10 protein-coding genes are annotated in these 13,221 nt (G+C 49.5%); 2 read left to right on the plus strand and 8 right to left on the minus strand.

Annotated features, from left to right (window positions below):
• Positions 1-5: 5 nt before the first annotated feature.
• Together ACOMHB_RS02850 and ACOMHB_RS02855 are read left to right on the plus strand one after the other, a co-directional pair.
• Positions 6-1,592 carry a coiled-coil domain-containing protein gene (locus tag ACOMHB_RS02850; protein ID WP_448215414.1) on the plus strand — a complete coding sequence of 529 codons (1,587 nt, stop codon included), beginning with the start codon at positions 6-8 and terminating at the stop codon, positions 1,590-1,592.
• 8 nt (positions 1,593-1,600) lie between these two features.
• A complete protein-coding gene (locus tag ACOMHB_RS02855) occupies positions 1,601-1,951 on the plus strand; it encodes a hypothetical protein (RefSeq protein WP_448215415.1) in 351 nt (116 codons plus the stop codon).
• A gap of 8 nt (positions 1,952-1,959) precedes the next feature.
• Here the strand turns inward: ACOMHB_RS02855 and ACOMHB_RS02860 are convergent, their stop codons facing one another.
• The 8 genes from ACOMHB_RS02860 to dksA form a co-directional block, all read right to left on the minus strand.
• Positions 1,960-2,544, minus strand: a complete 585-nt coding sequence (locus ACOMHB_RS02860) for a hypothetical protein (protein WP_448215416.1) — start codon at positions 2,542-2,544, stop codon at positions 1,960-1,962.
• Positions 2,545-2,794: 250 nt separating this feature from the next.
• On the minus strand, positions 2,795-4,177 hold the full coding sequence (locus ACOMHB_RS02865) for a sigma-54-dependent transcriptional regulator (protein ID WP_448215417.1): 1,383 nt from the start codon (positions 4,175-4,177) through the stop codon (positions 2,795-2,797).
• On the minus strand, positions 4,174-7,122 hold the full coding sequence (locus ACOMHB_RS02870) for an ATP-binding protein (protein ID WP_448215418.1): 2,949 nt from the start codon (positions 7,120-7,122) through the stop codon (positions 4,174-4,176). The genes ACOMHB_RS02865 and ACOMHB_RS02870 overlap by 4 nt, the downstream gene beginning before the upstream one ends.
• A 51-nt stretch (positions 7,123-7,173) precedes the next feature.
• Positions 7,174-7,350, minus strand: a complete 177-nt coding sequence (locus ACOMHB_RS02875; RefSeq protein WP_317143910.1) for a hypothetical protein — start codon at positions 7,348-7,350, stop codon at positions 7,174-7,176.
• Between the two features lie 111 nt (positions 7,351-7,461).
• Positions 7,462-8,235: a hypothetical protein gene (locus tag ACOMHB_RS02880; protein ID WP_422136491.1), complete on the minus strand. Its 774-nt coding sequence runs from the start codon at positions 8,233-8,235 to the stop codon at positions 7,462-7,464.
• Between the two features lie 105 nt (positions 8,236-8,340).
• Positions 8,341-11,436 (minus strand): phosphatidylinositol-specific phospholipase C domain-containing protein, encoded by a 3,096-nt coding sequence (locus ACOMHB_RS02885; RefSeq protein ID WP_448215419.1) that lies wholly within the window; start codon positions 11,434-11,436, stop codon positions 8,341-8,343.
• A gap of 114 nt (positions 11,437-11,550) precedes the next feature.
• Positions 11,551-12,477, minus strand: a complete 927-nt coding sequence (gluQRS, locus tag ACOMHB_RS02890) for a tRNA glutamyl-Q(34) synthetase GluQRS (protein ID WP_448215420.1) — start codon at positions 12,475-12,477, stop codon at positions 11,551-11,553.
• Between the two features lie 134 nt (positions 12,478-12,611).
• Positions 12,612-13,055 (minus strand): RNA polymerase-binding protein DksA, encoded by a 444-nt coding sequence (gene dksA, locus ACOMHB_RS02895; RefSeq protein ID WP_422136493.1) that lies wholly within the window; start codon positions 13,053-13,055, stop codon positions 12,612-12,614.
• Positions 13,056-13,221 lie beyond the last annotated feature (166 nt).

Raw genomic sequence — 13,221 nt, forward strand, 5'->3', positions numbered from 1 at the left:
ACCCGATGTCTCAATCCAGCATTTCACAGGCAGGGATATCCCCAACCCTCCCCAAAACCTCAGGAACAGATTCTGCGCTTCTCATCCGGCAAGAAGCTGAAAATCCTGCTCGTCTCAATCGCGACTCTATCATCAGGGTTGATCTGAGCGTCAGTCTGAATAATGGCAGCCTTGAGCCTTCCGGACTGTCTGGCAAAAGCCTGTCAGAATTCGATATTCAGGCGGCTTCGCCCGATGATGTGAAGAAGAAATTGCCTTCAGGACCTTCCCGCGAAGAGCAACTTTTATCCAAAGTCAGTAATGTTCGGGAAAAAATTTCTTGGGAAGGCTCGAAAGCAAGACCCAAAGTCGACAGAAGCAGCAAAGATGCCCTGACAGCGGCTCTGAAAGACGCCAATGCTTCATTGAAAGAAGCCAGGAAGCTTAAGTCCGAGGCTCACAGTCTCGCCAAACAGGGAGTAATGGAGGAGAACTTGCTGGAATTGGGACTGGGCGGTAAGAGAATGACCAGAGCTGAAAGCGAGGCATTTCGTGCAGCCCGGGACTCTGACCAGTTGCTGAGTACACGAAAGCAGGAAGTGAAGGATCTGGAGCGGGCTCAGAAGGATCTGAAAGCAAAGCAAAAGAAGGCCGCAAAGGCTGAAAAGAAAGCGCATCAGGCACTTGAAAGGTTGCAAAAAGAGTCATTGTCTCTGGGTAAGTCGGTACTTAAAATTCGCAGTAAGGTGATAGCAGCCAAAGATCAGTCCAGCAAAAGATTGGGAGAACAGCTCAAGTCTTTGCAGAGGGCTCAGAAGAAAGCGAACGCTCTGGCGGCCCATGGTGAGAAGTTACTGGCCAAAGCCGATGAAAAGCAGGTCAGGCATGGCATTGATACAGAGGCCGTAAAAACCTTGATCAAGCAACACATTTCGGACGCCAGGGCTGAAGCAAAACAGTTGCAGCTCGAAGTGGCCTCGTTAAAAGAAAAAGTGAAGTCAGCGCGAGAATCCGAAAAAGCAAAGAAGCAAGAGCAAAGAGCAATCGATAGAGGTCTCAGGCAACAGAAGAAAGCAGAAAAACAAGCTTCCAGGAAGAAAACCGGACCGCCAGAGAAAACGCAAAGTCAAGAACAGCCACTAAAGAAGGATGAAGCATCAAAAGTTGCAGAGCCAATAATTGGAGAGCAGAAGCAAACGGTTACCAGAATACTGTCCGACAAGGTCAGTTTCAAGTCGTCAGAACAACCTCCTTTGAAGCCTTCCGGAACCCAGATGAGAGCTTTTCTCAAAGGTATAACGCCTCACAAAGCAATGAGTATCCAGGCATTGGAGAAGTCCATGGATAACCTGCGCAACCCCAGTGATTATCGACAGGTGTTGGCCGATATTTTGGCTTCAGGACTGGTTTTTGGTGAAAAAGTCAGGCTCAGGTCCAATCTCAGCGCTTGCCTGTTGGGAGCCATGAAAGATCCCGAAAAATTCAAGCTCTTTAATAGGGAGTTTATTGAACATATTATGTTTGGCGATAGTATGGATGAAATCCAGCAGCAATATCCTGTGTCAATGAAAAAAGACCTGGAAAGAATTGATAAAGAAGCAGCGAGGAAATAACAGCATTCATGGAATCTGAACATCTTCAGCAGCTCCAGCAGCGAGTCAGTGATGCAGAAGCCTTTGAAACTTCTATTTTGAAAAATCTTGAAGAGACCCAGCACCGGGTTGGAGAGTGCTCCGAAAAACTGACCCGGCTTAATGGCCAGATGGCTTTGCTGGAAGCCAGTCATGAAGCCGATGAAGAGCTGGCGAAGAAAATGGATGTGCTCAAATCCGAGCTGGATGACGCCGAGGCAGCCTATCGTGAACAGACTGCCCAGGAGTCAAGATTAAAGAAAATGGGGCTGGACGCTATCAGCCATCTCAAGGTGGCCAGAAACGAGCTGAAAATTGCCCAGCTCAAGTCCGGCTCATGAAGATACCATTACAGCTCTGCAGGTGGCTTTTTGTCGGGTTGATCGGGGTGTGCGGGGTGAGCATGTTGAAGGTCGTCCTGAAACCGTACATTAGTTATGTTAACAGCGGCGTCACTGCAGTCCCAGGTCCACGCTATGCTATCATTGAGCTGCACTCTTGCTTCCATAGCCTTTCCCTTGGTAAACCTGAACTCTCTGATTACCCAACCCGGCTTGTTGCCGGTGTCTGACGCGATTATGAGGTCTTCAGAGCGTACCAGATAGGTAGGATCTTGCATGTCATCAAATGTTGCTTTTACAAGGTGAGATCTATTGAGGCTGATACCCACATCCCTGATACTGCCCGGATGATTAAAAATGGCTTGTGCTGGATTTTTGGTTTCTGCCTGACTGTCGGGATTAACTCGCATTACGCATTTGCCGAGATCAACGTTTCCATTCAAGCCGATGCCCTCATTATAAACAGCTTCGACCTGTTTCGTTGCATCGTCTGCGAACTCCGCATGGCTGAGAGGAGTGAAGCCGATGAACAGGCCTGATAATGCAACAAGAGAAGCTCTGCGACATAAGCCGTCTGGTTGTAGCAGATTCATAATAGATATTCTCAATGAAAATGAAAATGAAAATAGAGATGCTGAGGTGTTGCGAAAGCAACAGAAAAATTATAGGCAGTGTTCAGGTATCTTCCCATTGATTTGATAGCTCGATCCATTATGAAAGAGCCGTTATTTAGTTTTAAAAATAATTTATCCTTAATTTGCTTAAGAAGCCCCCATCGAACTGGGGGTCTTGATGAGCAATCAGAAAGATGACCTGATTAGATTGATTAATCTTCAGACAGTTTCAGGCTGAGGCTTTTTTCCTGGGAATACCCAGTCGTTGTCGCCTTTCCCAAAGTGTTTTACGACTAATGCCGAGTTTCTGAGCCAGTTCGGTTTCGGTCATTTGATTCTGGTGTTCAAGCACGAAGCGCTGGAAGTAATCTTCCAGTGACAAACCATCCTGAGTCTCAACCACATTGTTACTGCCAGCATTGCCGGTGTCAGTCCTGAAGAAAGTCGATTTGACGTGAACATCCAGATCCAGAGTCTCGGGCGTAATGATGTCATCGTCACAGAGAATGACAGCCCTCTCGATGGCATGTTCCAGCTCTCGCACATTCCCCGGCCACTGATGTTGACAGATAGCTGCCATGGCTTCAGGAGAGTAGGAATACACTTCCAGCTCCATCTTGCTGCAGACTTTTTCCAGCAGCTTCTCTGCAAGCATCAGGACATCGTTGCCTCGCTCACGCAGAGCCGGAATTCTCAGTTCTACCACTTTCAATCGATAATAGAGATCTTCACGGAAGTCACCACTTGCAGAGAGCTGGCGCAGATTTCTGTGGGTAGCAGCAATCAGTCGTACATCGACTTTCTGGGATTGCACGGAGCCCACTCTTCTGATTTCTCCTTCCTGCAGAACCCGAAGCAATCGAGCCTGGGCCTCCAGGGGAAGTTCACCGATTTCATCAAGGAAAAGGGTGCCGGTATTGGCTGCTTCAATCAGGCCCGTCCGGGCAGCAGTGGCTCCGGTAAAGGAACCTTTCTCGTGACCAAAAAGTTCTGATTCAATGAGGGTCTCCGGAATGGCGGCACAATTAACCGAGATCATTGGGCCATTGGCACGGCGGCTGTTCTCATGGAGGGCTCTGGCAACCAGTTCTTTACCTGTACCTGACTCACCCTGAATCAGGACAGTGGCATCGGTCGGGGCCACTTTCCGGATGCGTTTGAAGAGCAGCTTCATGGCGTCACAATGCCCCAGAATACCGCTGTATCCTGTGTGTGTGTCATTAAGCACGTCTTCAGTTGATTTGTCAGCTAATGCCGGTTTGCTCGCCATAATAGCGGCAACACGTTCCAGCATTTCAGAGTGATCAAAGGGTTTGGCAATATAGTCAACAGCGCCCATTTTCATGGTGCTCACGGCTGAGTTCAGGCTGGCATAGCTGGTCATAATCAGGACCGGTACGTCCTCAGCAAGGTTGATCATCTCGGTACCGGGTGAGTCAGGCAGGCGCAAATCGCTGATGATCAGGTCAAAGTCTTTTAATGTATAGGACAACTCAGCTTCGTGGACAGAACCTGCTTCACTGACGTTGTAGTCGTTTCTTTCCAACAGTCTTCTCAGGGAGGCACGAATAATCTCTTCGTCCTCAACAATGAGAATATTACCCGGGTTCATACGGTTTCCCCCTCCTGCTCCCATGAATCATGGGACCGATAAGTCATATAACCATGCTGCTGCCTGATGCTCTGCGGCTCATGACGCGGCAGGGAAATTTCAAAACGTGTACCTTTATCCAGATTTTTATCGGTTGGGCTGATGACTCTGATGGTACCAAAGTGCTCTTCAATGATATTCCAGGTCAGTGCCAGACCGAGGCCGGTACCTTTACCCGTCTCTTTGGTGGTGAAGAAGGGTTCAAACAGACGCTCCTGAATGCTGGCAGGAATGCCATGACCCTGGTCTTCGACTTCGATTTTGATGGTATGGACAGAGGCCGATGTTCGTATAGTGATTGTGCTTTTCTCATCGGAAGCATCCACAGCATTATTCAGCAGGTTGATGAAAACCTGTTGCAGTTTCTGTGGGTCACCCGTCACCCTGTGATCTGGATCACATAAGTTAAGAAAGCTGATATTGCTGCTCTTTCGTCCAAGTTGCAACAGGCTGATAGACTCCTGAACGCTGGTAAAAAGATCGACGGGTTCATGAGTGCTCGTTTCTGATCGATTCTTACCGTTATGGGAGTAGCTCATGAGCATTTGCACAATTCTGGAAACTCTTTTGGTTTGTTCCAGTACCTGACCCGCCACTTGCCGGGTATCGTCTTCTTCTGAAAGGGCTTTCAGCTCCTGGGCCAGACAATCAATAGCCGTGACCGGGTTGCCAATCTCGTGGGCGACACCAGCCGCCAGCTGTCCAATGGAAGCCAGTCGTTCACTATGAAACAGTTGATCTTCCAGCATCTGGTTTTCAGTATGATCTTCCAGCAGCATCACTTTGTTGCCACTGACACCGGATAATGGTGCTTCAAGGTTAGCCTTATGAAGATTGATATAACGCAACTGCCCATTAATTTCTACACCATGTTTAGGAAGGTGGTGACTGTCTATCCGGGCAAAGTTGCTGAGAATCTTATTCCAGGGCTCTGGAATCCGGTTCAGGGGGCTGCCCAGGACATCCGAGGCGGGAATATCGGTCATATGACTCATAGCCTGATTCCAGAGCATAATTTCTCCCGCCGCATCCACGGAACACAGAGCCATGGGAAGATTATTCAGGGTGTCCCGATGATATCGCCTCAGATCGTCAAGCTCTCCGGCCAGTCCGCTCAATCGGCTGTGATAGGCCTCCAGTCGGGATTCCATGAAATGAATGTCCCGGGTAACGTAACCCTTGTTTTCATCCCAGGGCAAGAAAGTGTCAACGATATCGTGGGCCACAGTCGGTCCCATCAGGCCCGAAAGGTTTTTCTCGATCCGCTCCCTTAGCCGACGAAGCGCATGGGGGCGATTTTCGTCTTCGCTCATGTTGAGATCGCTGAGTGCTCTGGATACTTCCTTTTGGGCTACCAGTTCCCCCAGAGGTTTGCTCAGCATTTCATGGAAATCATGGGCGGACTTGGCTTCAGGTACTTTCTGCTCGTTTCGGCTATTGCTTTCCACCAGGCAGGCACTGGCGGCTGAACGCTCTTCGGGGGACATACGGGTAAACTTCGAGACCAGATAGATAAGTACTGCATTGACCGACAAGGCAGTCATACCCAACAGATGCCACTGTTGGTAAAGATAGGTCGAAACTTCATTCATGGTCGAACTGAAGAGGCTGAAATCGACCATCTGGGGCAACATCATAGTGAAGAACCAGAAGGTGGTACCGCCGATCAGGCCGACAATAAATCCTTTATGATTGGCTTTGGGCCAATAGAGTACGCAGAGCGCTCCCGGCAGAAGTTGCAGGGCGCCTACGTAGGCAATAACCCCCAGATTATAGAGTGCGCGCTCGGCTTCGAGCATGCGATAGAAGCCGTAGGAACTGACAATCAGTGCCACAATAATGCATCGCTTGAACCAGATCAGCCAGCGATAGATGTTCACCTCAATCTGAAGGCGAGGCGGGTGATAGGGTAACACTATATGGTTCATGATCATTGAAGACAGGGCCAGTATTGTGACAATCGTCAAGCCACTGGCAGCTGCCAGCCCTCCTATGTAGGCGACAATGGTTAGCCATGGCATATCCAGAGCCTGACCAATGAACAGCGTGAAGTAGTCAGCCGCTACCGGGCTGTCCAGCTTGATACCGGCCCAGAGAATCAGCAGTGTGGGCAGACTCAGTATCAGCAGAAAAAGGGGAAGTGCCCAACTGGCAATATGAAGAGAACGCTGGCTACGATTCTCGGCAAAAGTCATATGGAACATATGTGGCATGACAATCGCTGAAGCAAAAAACATCAGCAGCATGCTGCGCCAGGGACCGTCCTCAAGCGGCGTTTGCATTTCTATCAGTGAATCCTGATGGACAGCAAGCCAGACTTCCACGCCATCAAGACCATGAAAAACTTCAAACAAAATTACCAGGCCCAGGGTTGCCATAACCACCAGTTTGACCACTGACTCAACCGCTATTGCCATGACCAGACCCTGATGTCTGTCACGGGTTGAGGGATTACGAGTCCCGAACAGAGCCGCAAACAGGGCTACCATGACACAGAAAACGATGGCCAGTCGTTCCGGAGAGTACTCCTTGCTGATCAGGTGAATACTGTCGGATACCGCCTGAATTTGCAGTGATAGCAGAGGCATGGTTGCGGTCAGCATCAATACAGTGGCCAGGGTTCCGGCGACAGGGCTACGGAACCGGAACGCAAAAAGGTCTGCCAGTGAGCTGAGCTGGTAGGTTCGGGTAATCTTAAGAATCGGATGGAGCAAAACCGGAGACAGCAGGAAAGCACCACTCACACCCAGATAGAAGGCTAGAAAAACATAACCGTGCTCATTCGCGAAGCCCAGGCTGCCGAAATAGGCCCAGCTGGAGGCGTAGACTCCCAGAGACAGAACATAGACAGCAGGGTGGCGGGTGATTTTTCGGGAATCAGACCTTTCTCGGTCGCCCAGGCACAAAAGAATAAGGCCAGCAAATAGGCGACACTGACCAGCAGGAGTTCTTCGAGCTCAAAACTCATCAGACTTCCCTCTCGGCTGGAGCAGGAAGCCTGCCAGAATCACGAAAAACCAGAGAATCCAGGGTTGGTACCAGCTATCGCCAGTCGTAATCCACCATCCCATGATGGCGGGAGAGAAAAGGTAGATACTGATAACCAGAAGCAAAACCAGACGATAGATGTACATGAAACTTCAGTACGAGCTTTAAATCGGACTGTCCATGTTAACCAGTGTTGAGATAAACCGCAAAAGAGGGTGAATTTATCTCGGGAGGTGCAGAGGTTTGTATTGTCCACATCAAACACCCGGTGGATCGTAGGTCACCCAGTAAACCATATTGCCCGGGCAGTCGTCGCCCAGTACGTCGCTCATTAGTTCGTTGGCTTTCAGGTCAGCCATTTTCCTGATCCAGTCGGTGTCGTCCAGTTTTTCTTCCAGAAACCAGCTGGGCAGGGCGTTGATGTGCTTATCGTAATAAGCCAGAGGGAATTTGAGGTCTCTTGGCAGGCGAGAGCGTTTGATACTCAACGCGGCATCGCAACGAACCACCAGACTCTCTGCCACCTGTCTTCTTTTGCTGAGGTAGTTTCCTGCTTCCCTGCGATACTTATCTTCGTAAGGGCCCATCAGCTCTTCATAGCGGTCCTCCAGGCAGTGATCGTAAGCCCGGCTGACATCGTCGTTCTGGTAGCCCATAATCTTGCAGGCTTCTTTCACCCGTTCACGAAACTCACGGCTGATCTGCAAATACCAGGGAGCGTGAGGACCAAGGATGTTCTGTGCTTCCTGGTTAGCAACGAAAAACAGGTTTTCATCCGGGGTAAAGCAGAGTGCAGCATCCTGTGCGGTGACCACCTCAATTTTCGAAAGATCCGGTTCTTTGCCAACAGCCTTTTCGCGTTCAAAACGAGCTTTTTGACAGAACTCAGAGTCGGTAACATCGAATGTAGCTCCCGGGACGGGCTCGATTTCCTGAGAGGTAAACGCCAGAGAATGGGGGATAACAAGCAATGTGGCAGCAGGCAGCCAACGACGTACAATTTTTTTAATAACGGTGTTGATGACGGACATATCCACTCCTTAGACACATCTTTCTCGACAAGGTTAATGCCCTATATATAACATTCGTCGTGAACGATTGGAAATATCAAAACAGACTTTGAATCAACAAAAAGTTTATTGCTGCTTTGGAATCCCAGGTGATGTTGCAGGCGTTTTCGCTGGCAGAGGCTTTGCTTTTGACCTGTTCGCCAGCATGTTTGTCCAGCTGTCAATCATGCCATTCAGGCTATTATGGGCCGCTATTTTTTCCCCGTCCTCTCCCGGTTCATTATCTATAAGATCCGTTAGCTTTTTGGTAAAGAGTTTTCGCTCATGAACGGCTGTGGCTTTCGAAACACCCAGCCCTATGCCAAGAACACCAGCAGCCACTCCGAGCATAGGGAGGAAAAAAATACCGCTGAATGCTCCGATCAGTGCCAATTTGAGAGTGCCAGACCGCCCTTCCGCAAAGGTGTCGTTATGGGCAAAGTCCCCAACCCGTTTGATGGCGTACTGTTTCAGTAGTGCTCTTAGTGCCTTGGGATCTTTTCGAACCTCTGCGATGTTTTGTCTGGTTTTTTGTTTTTTGGCGAATGCTGTGAGGTCTTTCAACCATTCTTTTTCAGCAAAGCCACGTAAATAGAATTCCAGTTTTGTTTCGTTGCCCGGCAGTGAAAATGCAAATGAAATCTCTTTGTTGGTGCAGCCCGGCTTCAGGCCCAAGTCTTTGATCACTTTCGTCCGGTTTTTTTTAAGGAATCGTTGAAAGGCCGTATCGCCAAACAAGCCCAGTTTTCTCTTCTGTTTTCTGCCGTAGTCCGGGCGCAGGACTTCTGAGGTAGTCTGGGGAAGGCTCTTTAATTTGCTGTGACGATGGCGGAAGTTCAAGGCCGCTGATAGTGCTACAAGCACCCCGGTAATGGTGGCTCCAACCCCCATTGCTGCCGTGCCCAGGGCTGGCATTCCGTACTTGCTCATGCCACTGGCTCGTGCAACAAGACTGGTACTGAGCATCACGGTGCTGGCTTTCAGCAAGCGTTCACCTTTCTCACGGTCAGAAACCATACTGGACAAAAGCTCATCGACATGACCACTGCTGTTGGCGCATTGTTCAATTTCAAGGTTCATAGCATCGACCCGCTCTTGCAGCGCCTTAAGAACTCCCGGATTCTTAAAGGCTTCGTCAATAGCCTTGCCCAGCCGCTTTCGGTTACCAACGGTCGCCATTATGGTAGCAATCGTGCCCGTGCCAGCAACACCGACAGACACCCCACCAAATGCAGGCATCAAGGGCGGGAACAGCATTCCCAGGGCCAGTGCCGATCCGGTCAGGCTGACGGTAGCACTGGCTCCGGCCATGATGGTGTCCTTGGTTATGGCTTTCAGCTGATTTTGCTTGTAGAGATTTTTAACCTCTTCCAGGGTTACTTTTTTCCCTAACGGTTTACCCGCATGTTTCTTGCTGTTTTTTCGCTTTTGCAGAATGGCCGTCAGCTCCATGGCCTTGAGGTGTTCTGGCGTCAGCTTATCCTGGTTTCGAATCTTCTTTTCATTCAGGAATCCCTGATAAGCCCCACCTGCGAGCGCAAGGGAAGCCGTTGCCCCTGCGGTGGTGGTACCAAACCCCAACAAAGCGGACTGAAAATCCTCATTACTCTCATAAAAGAGGCCCATTAATTTCAGGTCCGGTTTTAATGCCAGTTCGTCACGGTCTTCCGGTTTGAAAAAACGGGAATCATCAGGTGACACCTGATCCAGACTGACCCATTTTCCATCCGGGGAGTCCATGATTTCATCAATGCGGTCAGTGGTAATATGAGGTGCGATTTCACTCGTTTTAAAATCACCTGCCTGAGCATCCATATCAATAGCGTTTTCCATCAGTGTCCGGTCTTCCCAGGTAGCCTCAAAGCGCATATCCCTGAATCCGGTTTCGCCACTGCCCGCTTTGAAGTATCGGTTATAGTCAAAATCGACGACCTTGAAACCTGCACCACGAATCTCTTCAATTGTTGGAGCACGCCCCAGCCCGGACCACATATTCCAGTATTCACGAGAGTCGAGAACGGCATCATGGCCAAAGGCATCTGCCAGCGCACCCGAAGGCAGGTTGTCACGGTTTTCAAAATTCAGGAACAGCACCTCATCCTGATTACCTGGCTGATCGAGCCAGTTATCCATGGTTTTGAGTACGTTATCCAGTTTAGGGATATTGTCACTGCTGACCGTAGCATCGAATAAACCACCATGGTTGATGACGATGTCACCATTGTGTTCATGTAGGTCGAGGTCAAACCCCCGAATTGGGGTTTTGTCCAGCATATCCTTCAGATGCATATTTTGATTGGTGGCCAGCAATGGCAACGTACCCTGGCCGGCAAGCGCCTCGGTATTGTGTGAAGCGAATATTGTTATTTCATTGATCGGTACATCTTTAGGTGAAATGTGATCAAACTTGCCGGGATCATGGGGGGCTTGCAGTGCGCTGGCAGTAGCAACACCGGCACCTGACGCTATAGCACCTGCTGTCGCGCCTGCCAGTAATGCTTTTTCGAGTTTCTGATTCGCTGCTGGCTCTTTGAATGGTTTTGCTGCGCGGGTGCCCCGGAGACAATGGCCAGAGATTTCAGCCAATCGGTCCTTAATATCTTCTGAGTGATAGATGGGCAGCTCAAGCAGAGAAGTTTGAGAAAATAATTTATCGACACTGCCTGCATTCTTCCCTTGCCCAAGAGAACGGTGTTTTGCCTGATTTAATGGATAGTAATCTTCCAGTGTCACTGGCCGATTCTCGCGAATGGCGATTGCTTTTAGTTCCCGAACCATGGCATCTGTCCAGAACAGCGGCTCGCCATCAGGGCTCTCGTCATCAATAAATGATTCATTGATGAAAGCTTCTGCGTTATCGCAGTAATTGTGAACAAAAGTCTCATCGTCAGACAGAGCACTGTCAAAAGAGTTTTCTGATGTGATGGATGCCGTGTCAAAGAACTCATCATCCGGTGATATTGAGCTGGAGTCGGTTTCGTAGCCTTCGTCACTTAATGAGGAAATACTCCGTTCTGAGAGTTTGCTGCCTGAAAGTTGACCTGCACCGTCTCTTGTCTGGTAAGGTGTACCAGCTTCATGTTGTGCTATTTTTTTCCCGTTTTTATAGACTGCCGGGGCTGTTTTTTCCCGTTCAAGCTCAGCTGGCAGACGCTGGATTCCTTTTCCTGGCCCAATCTTCACGGTAAACCTCCCCTGCCTCTGATGAATCTATATTTCGGCTGTCACAGAAGTGTATTTATGCTATTTGCCACATACTGAGTCCGAAGTATCGAGGGTGGTTGAATGCTTGTAGATTTACGTCGTATGGGAAAGAGCGAGCAGGGCAACAGAAGGCTGTTTTGCGACCTTTTCTATCTGCCAGTGCTCTATACCCCATTGCAGAATCTCGGAAACACTGCTGCCATCCAGTTCGGCATCCGGATTCTGTCCCAATGCCCTCAGCGCTTTAATTAACTGTTGTTCAGGTCGATCAAGAGGAATCCCGGGAGCATGGTTCTGCTTGCTGAGCTTGTCGCCGTTTGCAAGGGTGATAACAGGAACGTGAGCATAAACAGGCGCAGCAGTCTTAAGCAGAGACAACAGATGGATCTGCCAGGGCGTGGCATTGAGAAGATCATGACCCCTGACGATGTGTGTGATTCCCTGGTAAGCGTCGTCTGCACAGACGGCCAGTTGATAGGCAAAGAGACCATCCTTGCGTTGAATGATAAAGTCACCCAGATCTGGCAGCGCATATTCGATCGATCCCTGGATCTGATCCTGAAACGCAATGATTGTATCAGGGCATCTGACCCTCAGGGAGTGTGGGGATTTTGTGTTGACTGTTTTGTCTCGACAGATACCCGGATAGACGCCTCCTGTTCCATGAAGATCTTTGCGTGTACAGGTGCAGGGGTATACGAAACCTCTGACCTTCAGGTCACTGATGATGTCCTGGTACGCCTCGTAACGCTCGCTTTGGTAGAGCACCTGGTCATCCCAGAGCAAGCCATAGACTTCCAGCGACTTCAGAATCTGATGGGCTGCGCCAGGTTGTTCTCTGGGAGGATCAATATCTTCCATGCGGACCCGCCAGATTCCGTTTTGCGAGCGGGCATCAAGAAAACTGGCCAGCGCGGCGACCAGTGAGCCAAAGTGTAATGGACCGGAAGGAGAAGGTGCGAAGCGGCCAATGTAGTTTGACTTTTCTTGACTGAGAGCAGGTTTTTTTGCTGTCGGCATGTTCAGGCTCATCAGACCATAAGCAGATGAAAGGGAGTATTGTCGATGCTTCGGCAATACAGTTTGATAAACGCAAAAACAGCAAAGCCGCGATATGATTCGCGGCTTTGTGTGAAGTCAGCAATGACCGGGTATTATTGACCCAGCTGCTTCTCCTTGATTTCAGCCAGGGTTTTGCAGTCGATGCAAAGAGTGGCTGTAGGTCGAGCTTCCAGACGGCGCACACCAATCTCGACACCGCAAGAGTCGCAGAAACCGTAATCTTCTTCCTCAATACGAGTCAGAGTTTTATCGATTTTTCTGATCAGTTTGCGCTCGCGATCCCGGGTGCGTAGCTCCAGGCTGAACTCTTCTTCCTGACTGGCACGGTCAGCCGGGTCAGGGAAGTTAGCTGCTTCATCCTGCATATGGTTTACGGTGCGATCCACTTCTTCCATCAACTCCTGCTTCCATTGCCTTAGGATGTTGGTGAAATGTTCGACCTGCTTTTCATTCATGTATTCTTCGCCTTCTTTCTCCACATACGGAGTGAAAGAGCGAAGCAAATTACCTTGATCGGCTTTTTTCTGTGCTGACATGATTACAGCCTCATCACCTTCTCATTAAGTAGCTCGACATACTTCTTGCCAAGCTTTCCATCCGAACGCCGGATAAGACCGGCTTCCTTGAAAGCTGAGGTCAACACTACGGGTTGCCAGAATCAGCTGCTAAATCTGGCCCCTATGCCTCTTGCCTTCCTCACAG

It is taken from the genome of Endozoicomonas sp. 2B-B (genome assembly GCF_053470045.1).